This is a genomic window from Halalkalicoccus sp. CG83, from assembly GCF_037081715.1.
GTDB lineage: Archaea > Halobacteriota > Halobacteria > Halobacteriales > Halalkalicoccaceae > Halalkalicoccus > Halalkalicoccus ordinarius.
Genome location: NZ_JAZDDH010000001.1, coordinates 670821 through 686281, shown reverse-complemented (window position 1 = coordinate 686281; position 15461 = coordinate 670821). Strand labels below are relative to the sequence as shown.

15 protein-coding genes are annotated in these 15461 nt (G+C 63.7%); 10 read left to right on the top strand and 5 right to left on the bottom strand.

Annotated elements, in window-relative coordinates:
- Nucleotides 1–13: 13 nt before the first annotated feature.
- The gene (locus V0Z78_RS03530; RefSeq protein ID WP_336343241.1) at nt 14–493 is read right to left on the bottom strand and encodes a universal stress protein; all 480 of its coding nucleotides are present in this window, start codon (nt 491–493) and stop codon (nt 14–16) included.
- A gap of 382 nt (nt 494–875) precedes the next feature.
- Between V0Z78_RS03530 and V0Z78_RS03525 the strand changes: the two genes are divergently transcribed.
- From V0Z78_RS03525 to V0Z78_RS03495, 7 genes are all read left to right on the top strand, one after another.
- Nucleotides 876–2111 carry an NRAMP family divalent metal transporter gene (locus tag V0Z78_RS03525; RefSeq protein ID WP_336343240.1) on the top strand — a complete coding sequence of 412 codons (1236 nt, stop codon included), beginning with the start codon at nt 876–878 and terminating at the stop codon, nt 2109–2111.
- A 19-nt stretch (nt 2112–2130) separates the two neighbouring features.
- Complete coding sequence (locus V0Z78_RS03520) at nt 2131–2841, top strand: helix-turn-helix domain-containing protein (RefSeq protein WP_336343239.1); 711 nt, start codon at nt 2131–2133, stop codon at nt 2839–2841.
- A 136-nt stretch (nt 2842–2977) separates the two neighbouring features.
- Nucleotides 2978–3535: a sugar O-acetyltransferase gene (locus V0Z78_RS03515; protein ID WP_336343238.1), complete on the top strand. Its 558-nt coding sequence runs from the start codon at nt 2978–2980 to the stop codon at nt 3533–3535.
- Nucleotides 3536–4006: 471 nt separating this feature from the next.
- Complete coding sequence (locus V0Z78_RS03510) at nt 4007–6157, top strand: dockerin type I domain-containing protein (protein WP_336343237.1); 2151 nt, start codon at nt 4007–4009, stop codon at nt 6155–6157.
- A 2-nt stretch (nt 6158–6159) separates the two neighbouring features.
- Nucleotides 6160–6627: a hypothetical protein gene (locus V0Z78_RS03505; RefSeq protein WP_336343236.1), complete on the top strand. Its 468-nt coding sequence runs from the start codon at nt 6160–6162 to the stop codon at nt 6625–6627.
- Between the two features lie 372 nt (nt 6628–6999).
- Nucleotides 7000–7404: a DUF2178 domain-containing protein gene (locus V0Z78_RS03500; protein WP_336343235.1), complete on the top strand. Its 405-nt coding sequence runs from the start codon at nt 7000–7002 to the stop codon at nt 7402–7404.
- A gap of 2 nt (nt 7405–7406) precedes the next feature.
- On the top strand, nt 7407–7619 hold the full coding sequence (locus V0Z78_RS03495; RefSeq protein ID WP_336343234.1) for a helix-turn-helix transcriptional regulator: 213 nt from the start codon (nt 7407–7409) through the stop codon (nt 7617–7619).
- A 315-nt stretch (nt 7620–7934) separates the two neighbouring features.
- Here the strand turns inward: V0Z78_RS03495 and V0Z78_RS03490 are convergent, their stop codons facing one another.
- Entirely contained in the window at nt 7935–8384 is a 450-nt protein-coding gene (locus V0Z78_RS03490) for an ester cyclase (RefSeq protein ID WP_336343233.1), read from the bottom strand.
- 383 nt (nt 8385–8767) lie between these two features.
- Entirely contained in the window at nt 8768–10039 is a 1272-nt protein-coding gene (locus V0Z78_RS03485; protein ID WP_336343232.1) for an MFS transporter, read from the bottom strand.
- Between the two features lie 338 nt (nt 10040–10377).
- Here V0Z78_RS03485 and V0Z78_RS03480 point away from each other — a divergent pair, with 338 nt between their 5' ends.
- The gene (locus V0Z78_RS03480; protein WP_336343231.1) at nt 10378–10797 is read left to right on the top strand and encodes a universal stress protein; all 420 of its coding nucleotides are present in this window, start codon (nt 10378–10380) and stop codon (nt 10795–10797) included.
- Between the two features lie 176 nt (nt 10798–10973).
- Here V0Z78_RS03480 and V0Z78_RS03475 read toward each other — a convergent pair whose 3' ends face one another.
- Nucleotides 10974–11144, bottom strand: a complete 171-nt coding sequence (locus V0Z78_RS03475; RefSeq protein WP_336343230.1) for a hypothetical protein — start codon at nt 11142–11144, stop codon at nt 10974–10976.
- A 95-nt stretch (nt 11145–11239) separates the two neighbouring features.
- On the opposite strand from V0Z78_RS03475, the gene V0Z78_RS03470 reads away from it, so the two are divergent.
- Nucleotides 11240–11626: a DCC1-like thiol-disulfide oxidoreductase family protein gene (locus V0Z78_RS03470; protein WP_336343229.1), complete on the top strand. Its 387-nt coding sequence runs from the start codon at nt 11240–11242 to the stop codon at nt 11624–11626.
- A 60-nt stretch (nt 11627–11686) separates the two neighbouring features.
- On the opposite strand, the gene V0Z78_RS03465 is transcribed toward V0Z78_RS03470, so the two are convergent.
- A complete protein-coding gene (locus V0Z78_RS03465; RefSeq protein WP_336343228.1) occupies nt 11687–13153 on the bottom strand; it encodes a lipase maturation factor family protein in 1467 nt (488 codons plus the stop codon).
- 747 nt (nt 13154–13900) lie between these two features.
- Here V0Z78_RS03465 and V0Z78_RS03460 point away from each other — a divergent pair.
- Entirely contained in the window at nt 13901–15373 is a 1473-nt protein-coding gene (locus V0Z78_RS03460; RefSeq protein WP_336343227.1) for an O-antigen ligase family protein, read from the top strand.
- Nucleotides 15374–15461: the final 88 nt, after the last annotated feature.

Below are 15461 nucleotides of genomic sequence, written 5' to 3'. Positions count from 1 at the left end.
ACGCCGACGGACGTCAACAGATGATCGTCACCGGGATCGACGTGCGTCTGGCGATCGACGCGGCGATGTTCCCGAATAACGCTCGACTTACACCCCGGTACTTGCGATCGCCGATGACGATCTGATCGATGGCGTGGTTTTCGGCGTAGTCGGATATCTCCTGTGCCGTCTTTCCCGATTCGACGGCGAGTTCGATCTCCCTTCCGTGTTCGTCCGCTATCCGACACGCCTGTTCGAACACCTTCTCCGCCCGTTTGCGCTGACCTCGTTCGAAACGCCCCGCTCTGGGCAGTAGCTCGTCGTCCAGCTCGTAGTCGGAATCCGGAACGATGTACTCGCTGGGTTCCGGCTTCGCGAAGAGATCGAGAGGATCCCCGGACTCAAGCACGTGGAGAACCGTGATCGTCGCGTCGGGGTACTCCTCCAGCGCGAACTCCAGCGCCGCCTCGGAGGACGCGGACCTCTCCATCGCGACGAGGATGTGGCGCCCCATGATTCGAGTACACCCAACGGGCGGAAAACAGTATCGTTGCCGTTCGTTCCCCCGGCCCCGCCTGGGGGTCGCTGAAACCCCGGATGCGGGCTCTGGCTCTCGGATCCGACCGTCTTCCCGACGGCCCGTTCGCCGTCGGCTCTTCTCGACCCACCAGCCGCTCCCCGTCGCTTCCCGGAATCGAGTGATCAGCTTCCCCCTTGGTGATTTTCGTCCGTTCACACACCCTCACGTATCCGGCGCGTGTACGAGACCCACTTAACTGCGCGCAATTGCAAGCCCAGTTCGGATACGTGTCTGGAAACGTGACCAGGTATGGAACCGACAAGACATCCCGACGGTGTGACATCGAATCCGAGGAGTTCTCGGGAGGTGGTTCGTGATGGCGAGTGAGACGTACCAGGTCGCGGGGCTACAGGCGAAGTTCGCGGATCTCCTGGAGGCGTACGGGCTCGGCGTGCTGTTCGCGGCGAACGTCTTCGGGGCCGGATCGGTCTACATCCTCGCTGACACCGGTGCGAACTTCGCGTTCGCGCTGCTGTGGGTGTTGCCGCTCGCCTTCCTGATCGACATCGCGCTCCACGACATGTCCTCGCGACTGGCGGTCGCTCACGAACCGCTCACCGACTACATCACGGACGTCCTTCCCGGTGGTTCGGTACTCATTATCGCAATGTCGCTGATGAGCGCGCTGTGGGCCATCTCGAACTACGCGATCGCGGGCGCGGCGCTGGCGTGGCTCGTCCCCGGGCTCGACAACGTGGCGATCGGCATCCTCGTCTCGGCCGGATTCGGCATCGCGCTCGTCGAGCTACGGGTGTACGAGCGCATCGAGGGGGCGATCGCCGCGATGGTGATCGCCATCTTCGGATCGTACGGGCTATTGATGGTGGGCCTCGATATCCCCATCGGCGAGGTCGCTGCAGGGCTGGTCCCGCTGATCCAGAGCGAGATCGGCTACCTCACGGCCGTGATCGCGCTGCTCGGCACGACCGTCTACTGGCCGAACTTCTTCATCCAGTCGAGCATCGGGCCGACCAAGGAGTGGTCGGACGTGAACAAGTACCGCCGCGACAACGCGACGGGCATCCTCACCACGCTCACGATCGGGGCGTTCGTGATGATCGTCTCGGCGGTCACGCTGAGCCAGGGCGAGATGACGCTAACGGGCCCGGGCGAGCCGCTCACGGCCATCCTGGGGGACTTCGCCCTGTACGTCTTCCTGCTCGCGGCGCTGCTGGCGAGCTTCTCGTCGGCGACGGGGACGCTGTTCGGTGCCGGGTTCATGGTCCCCCAGGCACTGGGGAACCACACCGTCTTCGGCGATAGAGGGTTCAGGATGACGGTCGTCGGGCTCATCGTGCTCTCGGCGATCTCGGCGTTCTGGCTGCTTGCGAACACCGGACTGACGCCCGTCAGAATGGCCATCGTGATGCCGGCGATCAACGGCCTGATCGGCCTGCCGGTGACGGTCTTCGCGCTCATCGGCGCGGTGAACCGGTACTACGACATCACGTGGAAGGAGAACGTCGGCTTCCTGCTCGCGGCGCTCGTCCTGCTCGTGGGAAGCGCCCTGACGGCCGAATCGCTCGCCTCGACCATCGCCGGCTGGCTCTGAGGGAGCCACGAACCGACTCATGACTGACCTTATCGCGAACGTCGTCGTACGGGACGAGGAGAGCCCGTTACAGACCGCGGTGGACGATCACGAGGGGGTCGAACTCGAGATCCAGTCGTCAGCGGCCGACGGGAGAACGGTCGCACCGTGTGCACGGGTAGACGGCCCGCCGTCGGCGATCGACGCCGTCGACGCCTCGCTCGCGGCGGAGCCGACCGTCGAGTCACATCGGCGTCTAGACGATGACGACGATGGCGGCGAGGGAAGCGATCGGCGGTTCTACCGGGTCGAGTGGACCGATCGGAGCGTGCTCAATCGGCTGGTCGAACACGACGGCAGCGTCCTCTCGGCGACCCTCGACGCGTCGGGCTGGGAGGTACGGCTGTTATTTCCCTTCCATGCCGACCTGTCGGCGGCGTACGCGACGTGGGAGACGGACCGGTGGACCGTCTACGTGAAACGGATAACGCCGTCCGAGGAGGAACGGATGGCGGCCCACGATTTGAGCGACGAACAACGCCGAGCGATGAAGCGCGCCGTCGAGATGGGCTACTACCAGGTGCCGCGCCGGGTCACGCTCGCGGAGCTCGCGGCCGACCTGGACATCAGCCACCAGGCGCTCTCCGAGCGGCTTCGTCGGGCCAGCCGCAATCTCATCACGGAGACGTTTCACGGGCTCGACGACCAGAGGGGGCCGCCGGAGGCCGCCAAGCCGGCGTTCGACGAGTAGCGGGACCGATTCGTCAGTTCGACCTCACCGACCGAGTCGACGGAACGGAACGACTAGTAACCGCCGTCCGTCGGTCGTCCGGGCCCCGATCGAGGGCTCCGGAAGCTACTCCTCGACGGGGTCGGTAGCACCGACCGTGACCAGCGAAAAGGAACGAATGCTGACCGGGGAGCTGTACGACGCCGACGACTCCGAACTCGTGGCCGAACGGGAACGTGCACGTGATCTCACGAGACGCTATAATCACACGACGGTACATGACCAACCCGAACGACGAGAGTTGTTGGAGAAACTGCTCGGCTCTTGCGGCGAGGAATGCGAGATCGAACCACCGTTTCGCTGTGACTACGGGTACAACATCCACGTCGGTGAGAACTTCTACGCCAACTTCGACTGCGTCATCTTGGACGTGTGTCGGGTGGACATCGGACAGAACTGCCAAATCGGACCGGGCGTCCACATCTATACGGCGACGCATCCGCTTGATGCGACCGAGCGAATCAACGGGCCAGAGTACGGCAAACCGGTGACAGTCGGAGATAACGTCTGGATTGGCGGCCAAGCGGTTCTCAATCCCGGTGTAACGGTTGGCGATAACTCCGTTATTGCATCCGGGGCCGTCGTCACAAATGATGTCCCCGATGAGGTCGTTGTCCAAGGGAACCCGGCAACAGTAGTGACAGAGCTGGAATAAAAGATCTTCTCTTCGAGATACGTGTCCTGTATTCAGCAGAACCTGATCAACTACCGAGTTATTGTCAAGAGCGGATGCTGACTATAGAGGATGGATGTGGTCGTGGCTCCATTTGTACCAGTCAGTGAGAGAAGCGAGCCGGTGAAGTATCCTCAACCGGAAATAATTCTGAACGTAGGTAGCGGTCACGTTCTCCAGCCAAGACAGTGCGGATGGAACACCGCAATGGGGTCAAAATAAGCGGCTGAGTGGAGGACGTAAGGAGATTCAGAAGTCCTCAGCTAGTTGAGAAAGGGCATCACGACAGACAAACCACTAACGACACTCTTCAACGGAACCGTTTCTACCAACGTGATGAAGCACCCAAACAGATGCCACTTTTATCTGAGATAAGAACAATAAAGTTACTACGAAGATTCAAAATTCTATGGAATGACGAATCCTGATCAATCAAGGCGACGGTTTCTACAGTTGACCGGCGCTGGACTCGCTGGGACCGCTCTCGTTGGACAGGGCGTCCCCGTCAGCGCAGAGGACGGCGACTGGACGGCTATCGAGTCACCAACCGAAGAGACGCTCCATGACGCCGTCCAAACGAGCCGCGGTCCGTTCGCTGTCGGCGGCAGTGGCTATGCGCTGCTTCGCCGCGACGACGGCTGGGACGCCGTTCTTGAGCGGGGACCGACCACCGAGTCGAACCCGCTGCGGGGCGTCGGCGCCACCGACGACGGCGAGCAGGTCTGGTTCGCCGGCGGCAGCGGCGTCGTCGGCCGCTACAACGTCGAGGACGACCAACTGACCGACCACTCCGCGCCCGAAGTCGAGCAGGAGGACGGAAGCACTAGCAGGAAGACGAGCACGTGGGAGGCGGTCGCCGTCGCCGGCGAGACCGGCAGCGAGACGGTCCACCTGGTTAACGGCTCCGGCGAGTACTTGAACGGGCAGCTCACCGAGGAGGGCGGCGTCGACTGGGGACAAGTGATCAAACCCGGCGGTGGGTCGAGCGCGCTGGGGATCGACTTCCTCGACGACGATACGGGCTACGTCTGTGATACGACGAGCCAGGTCTACGAGACGACCGACGGCGGCGAGAGCTGGGAGACCATTGGCATCGACGGTGCTGGCGAGGCACTCCAAGATATCGCGGCCGCCTCCTCCGACGAGATCAACGTCGCGGCTGAGGACGGCATCATCTACCGCTACGACGGCGTCAACTGGACGCCGGAGACGGTCGGTGAAGCGACCGTCCACACGGTCGACAGGGCCGGGGACCGCCAACTCGCGGCCGGCGCCGAGGGTGCCGTCTACGAGGGCGACGACTGGACCCGCGTTGACACTCCGGCCGAAAACACGCTGTTCGGCGCTGCACTCGACGACACAGGGCTCTATCCGGACGCTGCTGTCGGCGAAGGTGGCGACATCGTCGAGCACGGCGAGTACGACGGCGAATCGGCCGCCGATCCCGAGGAGCCAGCACCCTGGAATCAGGTCGACTCGCCAGTCGAGGAGACGCTGCACGACACCGTCCACGCCGCCGACCGAGGCTACGCCGTCGGCGGCGAGGGTTACGTCCTCGAGCGCGACGATACCGGAACGTGGACCGTCGTCGTCCAACGCGGGCCGACCGCGGAGGGCAACGTCCTGAACTCGGTAGACGCCACCGAGCTCGGTGGCGGAATCTGGTTCGCCGGCGGCAGCGGTGTCCTCGGCGAGTACGACACCGTCGAGGGCCAGTTGACCGACCACTCGGCTCCGGAGGGGAAAACGAGCACGTGGGAGGCAGTCGCCGTCTCCGGAGCTGCTGGTGAGGAGACTGTTCACCTGGTCAACGGCTCCGGCGAGTACTTCAGCGGCACGAAACAGTCCGACGGAAGCATGGAGTGGGGGGAGGTCGTCGAACCTGGCAGTGGTTCGAGTGCGCTGGGGATCGACTTCCTCGACGACGATACGGGCTACGTTTGTGATACGACGAGCCAGGTCTACGAGACGACCGACGGCGGCGAGAGCTGGGAGACCATCGGCATTGACGGCGCGAGCGTCGGCCTCACTGATGTGACCGTCCGGAGCGCCGACGAGATCTACGTCGCCGGCGGCGACGGCTCGGTCTTCCGCTACAACGGCGCCGTCTGGACGAAACACTGGGCCGGCGACAGCGAACTGAACGCCATCGACAACACGGACGAGGAGGTGGTGACCGCCGGGGCCGAGGGCACGGTCTTCGAGCGGACGAGTCGCGGGTGGGCTACAGCCGACACCGACGTCGAGTCGACGCTACTCGGCGTCTCACTCGACGACACCGGGCTCGCCCCGGGAATCGCCGTCGGCACCGACGGCACGATCGTCGAACAGGATAGCGACGAGGACGAAAACGCCGATGACGTGCTCGAACCGATCGGCGATGCCGACGCCCCGCCCCAGGACCTCACCGGCGACGGTCTCTACGAGGACATCAACGGTGACGGCGAACTGACCGAGGCCGACACGCAACTGTTCTACGATTACCTGGACGACCCGACGATCCAAGAGAACCCCGAGAAGTTCGACTTCAACGGCGACGGGGAGGACGAGATCGACCTGCTCGACGTCCAGGCCCACTACCAGCTGGTTGAGGAGGACGAATAACGATGTCAGGAAACGACTCCGCTCAAGCGCCGGACCCGAACCCGACCGTGGTCCGACTGGATCCGGCCGACAGGCGTATCGAACCAGGGACGGAAACGACGATCGACGCGATCGTCCAGCGAATCGCCGACGATGGCGTCGGCGTCTACGATCTCACCGTGACCGTCGACGGCCCGGCAACGATCGAGGAGGCAACAGTGGGTGGAAACCCTAACGAGTCGCTGACGACCACCGAAATCAATGAGGCTGGAACAGAAGTTCATGCGAACGCGGTCTCAGCAACCGTCGATGGGGCCGGGCGCGAATCAATCCTGTCGCTCTCGATCCGTGGTGAGGAGGACGGCGACGGCCACGCCACGGTCTCGGTCGATGTCCGAACACTCGGAACACAAGCGGGCGACACCTATGACATCCAAAAAGAGATCGGAGCAGACGTACTCGTTCGTCCTCGTGGACGTGGCAGAGAGTAAAGACGGTATACACACTCCTACAGTTTCCCTACTGAAATAGATTTTTAACTGCTAAATCAGTCTCTCAGCGACGAAAGTGGCCAGAGACTTCGTCTATCGGCTGGAGATTCGCATGACGAAGGTGGAGCATCACGTCCTCAAGGCGCTTGTTCTCTCGCCGAATCATCCGGAGAGCGATTGAGTGGCGAAATGTATGCGGTGACACCTCACGTGGGTCACCACGCCCAGCGCCGGCAACGTACCACTGAATTAGTGGGATCGGTATGCTGAATACAGAGGATGAGTCCATCAAACAATTTGTCTGAACTGAGCCGGAATTTTTATGTGGCTGTGTAAAGTATACTTTACTGTAAAGCGAGGTTGACACCAGTCATGTCAGAACTAGCGGCCACTGTCATGGAATCCCGACCGCCAGCAACGTACAAACGACTGATGACAGCCTGTTTCGTGTCCGCGGGAATCGCCCTCGGTATCGGGACAGCGCTTGAATTCCCGCTCGTTGCCGTCGGCCTCTACGTCCTCGGAATGGCTGGCGGTATTGTAATCCCATCTATAACGGACTACACTCTGTTCGACGAGCGGGACGACACGATTCATCAGCGTGCAAGCGGCGTCACCCTTGCCGTATTCGGTTGGCTCGCAGCTATCGTCTTTCCGTCGCTAGTAGTCCTGTCGACGACGTCGTACTTCACGTGGGGGCCTGTGACAACCACCCTCAGCCTCACGACCGCGGTCGTGTACATCACCTATGCGCTCCTCATCAGTTACTTTCGATAGCGATGGAATCCAGATGCCGCGAGGAACGTCAAGCGCGCAACGAGAGTCAAGCAGACCTTGCAGAGGCAGTTGGTGTCTCTCGTCAGACAATCAACGCGATCGAACGCGACCGGTACGATCCCTCCCTGGAGCTCGCGTTCAAACTCGCAGACCACTTCGATTGTGCAATTGAAGAGCTGTTCAATCCGGGGCTCAACGGCACCGAAGAATTCTGAGTACCCCGTCCAGTGGTGACCGTGAGTGGTGGCAGTCTGAACTCGGTGTCGTCTGAGATACGCGCCCTGTATTCACCAGGGGTGACGCGTTCTACCTGAGATTTGGCAGAAGCTGCCTGCTGAACAGAGAGGTTGTAGTCAGCAAATTAGTCCCACCAGTGATTCAATAGACTGCTGAGAATTTGTTTGAGTTTACCTCCGAATAAGATAGTGATAGTCCGTATACACCAACCCGTTCTCATCACCCTCTGAAGGGTTCAATAGAGTCGGTTTTATCATAAACACGGAAGCTCAGCAGAAGAAGTCACCGGCGTTCTATTGCTCACCAGGCATTTCTTCGGCGGGAATTGCGCCTACTTGCTGCATGAATCCGAGTGTATCGTAGAGAAGTCGGGTTTCAACTAATTTGCCGTCCTCAATCCGGTCAAATTCCATGCCAATAATCTCGATCTCCGCACCGGTCGGTTCGAGGTCAAGATCTGGGAGTTGTCCCTCATGGGTTCCCCGGATCGTAAAGTGGACCGCAACGAGATCGTCTTCAGCGACGAGCTGTTCGATCGTGATGTTGAGATCGGGGAATGCATCTCGGTTTGCCTCGACGTATTCTTTCAGGCCATCACGACCATGGATCTCCTCTGGGGTGAGCGGATCGTGAAGTATGAAGTCCTCACTCACCATCTCATCAATGACGTCTAAATTGCCCTTCTCGTATACCTCGATCGAGCCGTGCTCAACAATCTCTATGTTTTGTTCTTTTGTCGACATCTCTGGTATCCTCTCTGTATAGCGAGGAGCAGACAGAGTAAAAAGATTGTAAGATATTATCTAGCACAGAAAACCGGTAACGAGTTCGTTGATCACTATTCGGTCGGTAGTAAGCAATCGGGTACCAGCCACTCGATCATCCGACGCTGCTGGATACGCGCCCTCTAGTCAGCATGCCCTCGTCGGAGTATCACTCGATGAGGGTTATAATGAAGCCGTCCGAACGGATATCGAGTGATCCGGAGAGGACGAAAGAATCGAACCGCTCGTAGCAGTGGGGTCGGAGTCGATCCATCCGTAGTCATTCCTGCCAGAACGCCGTTCGACGGATTCGGGCGACCGAACGGCGGCCGTGGCCCGCTACGGCGAAGCCACGACCGGACTCATCGGTTCCGAACGAGCAGCCACAGCGAACAGCCGAAGGCGACCGCGACGGCCCCGGCGATGATGGCGAACGCGACCCGGTAGCCGAACTCGGTGTAGACGACCGTACCGCCGACGACGTCGCCGGTTCGGTAGGCGTCGAGTGCTACGCCCATCGCGGTCGGGAAGACGGTCGCGCCGACGAACCCGGCGGTGTTGACCGTCGCCGTCGCAACGCCGCTCGCTTCGGCCGGGTAGCGCTCCTTGACGACCGAGAGCGCGAGCACCGCCGCCCCGACGAGGAAGCCACAACAGAAGTAGACGCCGGCGACGACGGGAAGCGGCGGCCGTCCGACGAGGGGGACGATTCCGAGCGCGCCCGCGAACAGCGCGAGGCCGACACACATGGGGAGGAGCCGTCGACCCACCCGATCCGAGATCCAGCCGATCGTCGGCGGGCCCGCGAGCAGGCCGACCGACCCCAGGAGGGTGTAGTACGACGCCGTCGTCACGTCGAGGCCGTAGACGACCACGAGGTACGGCACTCCCCACAGGCCAATGAGCGTCAGTATCGTCCCCATCCCCGAGAAGAAGACCGCCGAGAGGAGCCACTGGTCGAGGTCGCTCGCGAGCGTCCGGAGGTACGCGCCCGTCTCCGCGAGCGACACCGAGGGCTGTTCGGGGACGCCCTCGATCGGTTCGAGGCCGGCGTCCGCCGGCGAGCTCCGCGCGAGGACGTAGACGCCGACGCTCGCGAGCAGGCCGACGCCGGCGAGTCCCAGAAGCGTCCGACGCCAGCCCACGGCCTCGGCGGCGAGCGCGAGCGGTGTCGTCGCGAGGATGGCGCCGAGACCGGCAACGCCGGCGGTCAGGCCCGTCATCGTCCCGAACTCGCCGGCCCGGAACCAGTTCGCACAGAACCGGAGGATGGAGACGAAGATCACGCCGCTCCCGAGGCCGACGAACCCCCGCGAGAGCAGGGCCACGAGATAGCCGTCGCCGAGCGCGAACCCGATCGCGCCGACGCTGAGGACGGCCGCGCCGGCCGAGCCGACGTGGCGGGGGCCGAGCCGGTCGGCGAGCACGCCCGTGGGGATCTGGATGGCGGCGTAAACGAGAAAGAAGGAGGCGTGGAGCGTGCCCAACTCCGCGGCGCTCAGGGCGAAATCAGCGGTCAGTCGCTCGGAAAGAACGGCCGTCGAGAGCCGGTGAAGGTTCACCAGCAGGAAGACCGTCGCCAACGCTCCCCACGCGAGCCACCGTCGTTTCGTGGGGTCGGTGAGCGCGTTCACTCCCGGGCGATTCCGGGGAAACCGCCCTAAGCGTTGGGATAGGGGCGGAGACCACCGCGAGCGAGGCGACCGCGGGCCCGTCTCTCACCCACCGAGTAGGTTCTCGACCTCGCCGGACCCGAGGTACCGTTCGGCCGGCGGAGCTCTCGCTCACCGAGACAGGGATGATCCATTCGACGAGCAGGCGATCCCTCACCGGGAACGACCCGCTTTCGATGGGATGGGCTCGTACGCCGGTCGTCCGATCGGAACCGTGCAACAGCCGTGGATAACGGACGGTACGGCAGCGGGAGCAAGGATCGAATATAGGTGCCCGCTTCACGCATGTTTGCTACGTTATGACACCCCATGTTCTGGTCCCGATGAACGACTCCGAGATTGCCGAGCAGGCGCTCGAATTCGCGCTCGAGGCCTACCCTGCTGCCGGGATAACGGTCCTGAACGTCATCGGCGTCCCGACGTGGCACATGGGGAATGCCGCCGGATTGGCGCTTTCGGACGATCCCTCGAGGATGGCCGAAACGCAGACCGAGGTGGTCTTCGAGCGTGCTCGCGAACTGGCCGCCTCATACGACATCGAGATCACGACCATCGTCGAGACGGGGAACCCGTCCCGGGCGATCGTCAGACGGGCCGAGGAGTTCGACGTGGTCGTGATTGGGGGCCATGAACGAGGTCTCTCGTCACGTCTGCTGGTCGGAAACGTCGCTACAGCGGTCACCCGTCGGTCGTCGGTTCCGGTGACGGTCGTCGGGTGATCGACGAGAGCCCACCGTACTCACGTCCCGATGAGCCCTGTTCCTCGATGAAATTCGGAAGGGATCAGATCGGAAGGACGGCGAAGCACCACTCACACGGCAGTTCGATCGGACGACGGGCGATCGAGCTGACCGGCTGGCCCTGACGCTCATCGGCGGGGGCATCTGCAGCTACGTTATAGGTCGATCTCGCTGCCGATGCCGACGGCGAGGCTCCCGGTACCGAGAACGGCGAGGGTGGCTCCGACGAACCACGCGATCGACCACGCGTCGAAGAGGGTCACGACCCAGAGCCCCCCGACGAGCGCGACGCCTCCGACGGCGATCAGTTGAACGAACCGTTCCATGCGTCCCCTTACGAACGAGGACGGTAAGGATACCGGCTTCGATGACCGCTGGGTCGAGAGCAAGCGTTACTGGCGTAGAGCCAGTACCTCACCGTATGACCGACGCGACGCTCGTCTACGACGACGACTGCGGCTTCTGTACCTGGTGGGCCGAGTACTTCGCGGACCGCTCGGACGTCAGGATCGTCGGGTTCGAGGATCTCACCCCGGAGCTACGCGCCCGACTTCCCGAGGAGTACGAGAACTGCTCGCACTTCGTCACCGACGACGGCGTCTACTCGTGCGGCGCGTCGATCGAGGAGGCGTTCGTCCGCACCGGGCTCGGGCGGGAGGCCCGTCCCCTCGTCGAGTTCCTCCGGAACTTCGAGGACTACGACCGGCTGCGCGAGCGCTCCTATCGGCGCGTCGCCGATAACCGAAGCTTCTGGGGACGGCTCCTCTCGAAGACGCCGCCCGCGCGACGGTCGGACGAGGAGCGCTGAGGGGAGAGGGGACGGGCTCGACGACCGACCCGGTTCACCCCTCAGGAACGAACGCGTCGGTCACAGCAGTCCGCGCTGTGGCGACCCTCGGCCCCGAACGTCCTCGAGCGAGACGGGTCGCACGTACGTACCGACGCGCTCGCGTTCCCACCACCGGCCCGTCTCCTCGCGCTCTGCCGGCGTCGTGTACCGGTAGCGATACCGAACGGCGCGGACGTGGGCCGGCGGTTCGTCGAACGGGTTCTCCGCGATCAGGTCAAGCGTGGCCTCGTCGCCCTCGAGGAACCTGACCAACAGCCGCGGGAACCACGGACTCCGGTACGGCGAGGGGGACATGGCGGCGAACCAGAGCTGCCAGTCGAGCCGGAGGTGGTAGGGAGCGATCTGTGGCGGCCGGCGCTCGGGATCCGTGGGTTTGCCCTTGAACTCGTAGGTCCGCCACTCCGTCTCCTCGGTGAGCTCCTCGTCGGTGGTGCCCTGGACGACGATTTCGTACCTCTCCTTCGTGATCGAGCCGAACGCGCCGTAGGTGTTGACGAGGTGCAGCGGATCGAACGAGGTGTTCATCACCTGGGTCTCGGAGAGCATGTTCAGCGTCGGCCGGACGCTCAGCGCGACGACGAGGACGGCCACGACCAGCGCCGTCGCCTCGAGGTAGAGCGGCGTCGGCGCGGCGGCGGGCGCCGAGACCGGCAACAGGGAGGTGAGAACGCCGTCGCTGAACGTGGCGATCGCCAGGACGATCGTGATCGCGTTCAGCCACGCGAAGTTCCCCGTGACCATCAGCCAGCCCTGAAAGCCGATCGTCGCCACGCCCGCGAGCGCCGCGAGGGGCTGGGGCGCGAAGTAGAGGAAGGGAACCGCCAGTTCGACGACGTGGTTCCCGAGCGTCTCGAGGCGGTGGAAGGCCTTCGAACGGTGATGGGCGAACCAGCTCACCGGGTTGGGGATCGGTTGGGTCTCGTAGTGGTGCTCCATACACGTCAGATCGCGCCAGCACTCGTCGCCGCGGAGCTTGATCAGCCCCGCGCCGAACATGTTGCGAAAGAGCACCCACTGTAACAGGAGGAGGACGACGAACGGCGGGGCGACGCTTCCGGCGCCGAGGAAGATCGCGAGGAAGCCCGTCTCGAGCAGCATCGACTCCCAGCCGTAGCCGTAGAAGGTCTGGCCCGCGTTCACGAACGAGAGGTAGAGCAGCCACATCGTCGTCCACAGCAGCATCGAGGCGGGCGTGGCGTACGCGTCGGGAAGCCAGTACGGAACGCCCACGAGCGCCAGCGCGGAGAGGAGGACGCCCGACCAGGCCGCAAGCCCGATCGCGCGGTCGCTCGGGACGAAATAGAAGAGGCTCGGCCGCTCGCTGAACGAGACGTGCTCGACGTAGCGGTCGATCGGCAACAGCCCGTTCTCGCCGGCGAGCGGTCGGAACTGGTTGGCGGCGACGAAGAAGGCGAGCAGGTAGATCAGCGCGAGCGCCCGCTGGAAGAGAAACCGAACGAGCCAGTAGTCCTCCCCGTGCCACATACGCGGACGTGAATCGATCGACGGCCAAAGGCATGACGGACGGTATCGAACGCGTCAGAGGGCGGTGAACGCCGTCTCGACGGTTCGGATGACGTATCGGGCCGAACGCGCTGCTCCAGATGGGCGTTATCGAGAAGGACTTGGAATCGCACCCGAGGATCCGACGAGGGAACCCGGGCCGTTTCCGTAGTGGTCGGCGAACGATACCTGATTGACGGGCGATGCGGTAGTCAGCGGGCGATACGTAGTCGGCGGACGATACGACGTTCCGGAGTGGTGGTGTTCGTGTTCGATGTGGTGGGTCGGTGTCTGCGGGTGATCGTGGTTCGATACGGGCGTTCTCTGACTACCCACCGCGGTACCGAACGGAGCGGCGGGTGCATGTGGTAGTATACCACACACCAGGATAAAAGTTTCGTCAGTCGAGCGTCCGTTCCGATCGAGGGTCCACGACGAAACGACGAACGGGTTACCAGTCACGAGCCAGGATCCTGGACGCCTCGGTAGACGGGCCATCGCGGAGACGCTCGTCACGAGGGAACCGTTCGGCGGCATCTGTTCTCCCTCCGATCGGTCGCCGATCCGAAGACGCTGTCGTCGATCGGGGCGTCGGTACCACCGACCGGTCGACCCACGAACCCGCCGACTTCACGACCGGCCCACGAGGGTCCGTTCGATCGATCGGCGTCGCCTCCGTGAATAGGGGATCAGTAACTAAGCACCTACATATCAAATTTATTATATAATATGCCTCCCTACGCCCTCGCGGGCCTCGCGGTCGTGATCCTGCTGTCGGTCCTCGCGTCCGCCACCGATCACGTCGCTGGGGCCCACCTCGCCCTCGCGTATCTGTTCCTCTGTGTCGTCGCATTCGACCGGTACGACGCGCGCGAGAATGACGGCATCTCGCCGCTGTTGTCGCTGCAGATCGGCCTCTTCTTCGCGGTCGGTACGGTGCTCGTCGGGCTGGTCAGCGGTGGGATCGGACTGGGGACGGTCGAACTCGCCGCCGTGCTCGTAACGACGGTCGCCTTCGTCCTGGCGCGCGACGACGTCGGGTCGTTCCTGCCCGCCAGCCTCCCCTACCTCGCCGCCTACACGGTCCTGTTCGGCGTGTTTCTCCATCACGCCCGACCGTTCGCCGCCGGGTCCGGGATGGGACTCCTCCCGGTGCTCGCGGGTCTCGTCCTCGCGTTCAACCTCTTCGTTCTCCCCCGATACCTCACGGAGGACGCCGCCTACTGGTCGATCTCGGGCGTGGCCGCCGTGGTCGCGGCGGTCGGTCTTCCGGCGGCCATCGTCGGCGACTTCTCGGTCGGGGTTCTCGAGGTGCGGACGTGGGGCGAGAGCCCGGTCCTCGGAGCCGCCGGCCTCGAGATCCCCGTGCTCCGTTCGGTCTTCGCGAACCCCAACACGTTCGGACTGCTCATGTTCCCGGGGATCGTCACGAGCGCCGTGCTTGTCCACCGCACCCACGCACGAAGCGCGTCGTCCCCGGTCTCGATCGTTCCGATCGGGTGTCTCGGGCTCACGACGCTCGGCCTCTGGCTCTCGAACAGCCGGGCGGGCGCGTTCGCGACCGTCGTCGCGCTCGGAATCTACGCGAACTACGTCCTTCACGGCCGGGGGGCGGTCCCGAGAACGCTGGCGGCGGTCGCCGTCGCGAGCGCCCTTCTACTGGTGGCGATATACGCCTCGATCCTCCCGATCGATCCCGCGAATCGGTTCGCGCTGTGGAGAGCGGGGTTCGAGGCGGTTCGCCACGACGCGTCGCTGCTCGGCCGAGGCCTCGTCGGAACCCGGGGTACGATCGAGCCGTATCTGGCCGACGGCAACGGCGGGTTCAGCGTCCACAACACCTATCTCTCGATCGCGATCCGCACGGGAATCCTCGGCGGGACCGCGTATCTCGTGCTCGTCCTCGGCCCGCTGGTCCACGGCGCGCTGCGGATCGATCGAGCGAACGTCCCCATGCTGGGTCTCGCGACCGGCTTCGCGATCCACCAGCTGTTCGAGGGCTACACGCTCTACGGGTTCGGCCCCGGCTCGATCCTCGGCGCGCTCGCGCTCGGTTACGTCATCGCGGGCCTCACGACGGGCGAGACACGGTCGATCCCGACGCCGGCGGACTCGTCGGCCACCGAGCCGGCCCTCCTGCCGGATGTGTACCGCCCCGGGCGGGACGACCGCCACCGAACCGACGGCGGCGATCGACGGTGAGGGGAGCGGCGGGGGTCGACGCGAAGCACCCGACGTCGGCGTGGCCGAGCGGGAGTCCCGCCGTTGGCGAGGGTTTCCACCGGTGGAG